This is a genomic window from uncultured Phenylobacterium sp., from assembly GCF_902826855.1.
In the GTDB taxonomy this organism is placed as follows: Bacteria; Pseudomonadota; Alphaproteobacteria; order Caulobacterales; family Caulobacteraceae; genus Phenylobacterium.
In genome coordinates, this window is sequence record NZ_CADEGK010000330.1 from 1 (window position 1) to 2,966 (window position 2,966).

At 63.8% G+C, this 2,966-nt stretch carries 2 protein-coding genes; both read right to left on the bottom strand.

Annotation, left to right across the window (positions count from 1 at the left end):
- Positions 1–40: 40 nt before the first annotated feature.
- Positions 41–247, bottom strand: coding sequence for an SDR family NAD(P)-dependent oxidoreductase (locus QZV94_RS24300; RefSeq protein ID WP_293682945.1), 207 nt, complete (start codon positions 245–247; stop codon positions 41–43).
- Between the two features lie 131 nt (positions 248–378).
- Complete coding sequence (locus QZV94_RS24305; protein ID WP_293682947.1) at positions 379–2,886, bottom strand: TonB-dependent receptor; 2,508 nt, start codon at positions 2,884–2,886, stop codon at positions 379–381.
- Positions 2,887–2,966 lie beyond the last annotated feature (80 nt).

Below are 2,966 nucleotides of genomic sequence, written 5' to 3' on the forward strand. Positions count from 1 at the left end.
CGCCGTTGTTGCAGACCACGTTGACGGCGCCGAAGGCGTCTTACGCCCGCTCCACGAGCCCTTCGACCGCTTTGGCCTCGCCCACTTCGCAGGCGACGGCCACAGCGCGGCCGCCGGCGGCCTCAATCGCGCGGGCGGTCTCATCGGCCCGCGCGCCCTCCAGGTCGGCGACCACCTCGTTCATGCCCGCCTGGGCCCAGTTGCGGCACATGGCCTGGCCGATGCCGCTGCCGCCGCCGGTCACCACGGCCGTCAGGCGTTTGAGCTCGGTCCACTATCTCGCTTCTCCCGTCATCCGCGCGCCCATGCATCTTCGAGACAGCACGCGCCCAAGAAGCGACGCGCCCAGCAAGTCCTGCCGGTCAAGAAGCGGGGACGTCAGAATCGGTATTGCAGCTCGACGCTGACGACGCGTGGGGGCTGCAATGTGATGGCCTGGAAGTTCGACTGCTGCGGCGTACCGGTGAAGATGCTGATCGGCACATCCTCGTCGAACAGATTGCTCACGGTGCCGATGACGCTGAAGCGTTCCCCGGGCGAGCGCCAGACGGCGCGCAGGTCCACGGTCTCCCCGCTCGGGACCGACCAGTTGGGCGTATTGAACAACTGGGAATAATAGCCGTCGCGCCAAACATAGGTTGCCGATACCGACGCCGATCCCACCGGCAGGTCGAAGCTGTAGGTCGCGTTCAGACCGAACTTGTGCTTCGGCGTGCCGGGCACACTGTTGCCCACTAGGCTCTGGCCGCGGACAGTCTGGCCGGCGACGATGATCGCAGGGGTTACGGGCTGGGCGCCGGGCTGCAGACCGGCCGGATCGGAGCTGTCGACAAAGCAGCAGCCGTCGGTGATCTTCGAGCGGAGATAGGCGTAGTTCGCCTGCAGGTAGAGACCCTCGAACGGCGACCAGGCAGCCTCGAACTCCGCCCCCAGGTTCTCGACTTGCTTGACGTTGACGAGGGACGTGACCTGAAGGTTGTTGATGATCTCGGCGTTGGACAGCTGCATGTCCTGGTACTTGTAGAAGAAGATCGCGCTGTTCAGCCGCAGAGACTGGCCGATGTTCTGTTTCCAGCCCAGCTCGTAGGTGTCGATGGTCTCCTTGTCTACATTGGGATCGGCGGCGACGTTGCCGAGATTGAAGCCGCCAGATTTGTAGCCACGGCTGTAGCGGGCATAGACGTTGGTGTCGTCATTCGGCGTCCATTGCAGGGCCGCCGTGCCGGTGACCGCGCTCCAGCTGTCTTTCAATGATCGCGTGGTCAGGGTGTTGTCCGCCGCCGCCGCCACGGAGCCGTCGGCGCCGGGACCGCAGGTGACAGCGCCGCAGGTTGCAAAGTACACGTCGAACGGGAAGAAGACCCCCCCGGCGACGAAGCCGCCCGGGATGAAGCCCGTGTAGATCAAGCCCTCGACGCCGCGCTTCTTGTCATGGGAGTAGCGCAGCCCGAGTGTGGCTTTCCACTCCGGCGTGACCTGGTAATCGACCTGACCGAAGACCGCCTTCGATCGGGTTTCAAGGTGACCGATGTCCTTCACGAAATCTGAATCGGGGACAATGCCCGTGTAGAACGGTTCATCCGCGAACCCGTCCGTAACCAGGAACCCGGAGTCCTGGCTGTAGTAGTACGCTCCCAGCAACCATTGCAGCGGACCCTCGTGGGTCGAGATCACATTGATCTCATGGCTGAACGAGTCGAAATCGAATGCCGTCTTGCCCCGCAGGTCATTGCGGAAGGGGATGAACGAAGCCTCGACGTTGGGGTCCGATAGGTTGAATCCCCCATTCGCCGGCGCCGTGGCGGGGTTGGTGTCGAAATTGGCCGGGAAGGCGCCGAAGCTCAAATCGCGCGGATAGATCAGGTTGAGGTTCGCGGTGGCGTCTCGGTCGATCGTGGCCAGTGACTTATACCTATTGGCGCCAACGACATACTTGACGTCAAAGGCGTCCGAGGCGTGCCAGATCAGCTCCCCGGTAAACAGGTGGAAGTCGGATAGCTTGGTCTTCGCCTGACGGTTGGTGCTGAAATCGCGCGAGCCCCAGTTCCCGTACTGCGGGCCGATATTGAAGAAGACGTTCGGAATGCCTTGGTTGCCTAGCCCCGCGAAGCCGCCTGGCGTGTTGCGGGGATCGGGGTTGGAGACGGCGGTGCTGGCGCGAGGATGCGACGTGCGGCGTTGCGTCAGATAGCGCGCCCAGCCTTCGATCGACGAGCCCACGTCGAACGAGACTTGCGCCTCCGCCGACGCACCATGACCGTTGCCGCCTTCGTCTCCCGCACCGGCCAGATTCGTGAAGTAGCCTTCGTTCTGGTGGTCCGCGGAGACGCGCAAGGAGGCGCGCAGGTAGTCTGTCAGCGGGCCGGACACCCGGCCCTCGAAATTATACCCCTCGAAGTTGTTGGCTCCGACGCGAAACTCGCCCCCAGGCGTCTTATCGGGCCGACGCGAGATGGAGTTGAGCGCGCCGCCGATTGAGTTTCGGCCATAGAGTGTCCCCTGGGGACCGCGCAGAACCTCGGTTCGTTCCACCGAGAGCGTGGAGCCGCCGAGATACTGCGCGTCGGCGACATAGAAGCCGTCCTGGTACACCGCGACGCCGGGATCAAGTCCGAACGGTCCGAGCGACGCCTGGCCGATGCCGCGGATCGTCACCCGGCCGCCGGGCCCTTCATAGGTGACGCCGGGGGTGAAGTTCAGCTGCTGCTGGGCCGAGAGGATGCCGGTCTCCTCACGCATCTCCGCGGTGAAGGCGGTCACGGCGACCGGTACATCTTGGATGCTGGCGCTGCGTTTTTCGGCGGTGACCACGATTTCCGATACGGTACCGGCGCGCCGCTGGTCTTCCTGCTCATGCGCTTGCGATGCCAGGCCAAGGGCTGCCATCCCCACCGCTACTGAAGTGTGCTGAAAATACCTCGAACGGCGATAGCTGGACGACGTGTGTTCATCTTTCCACTCCCCTG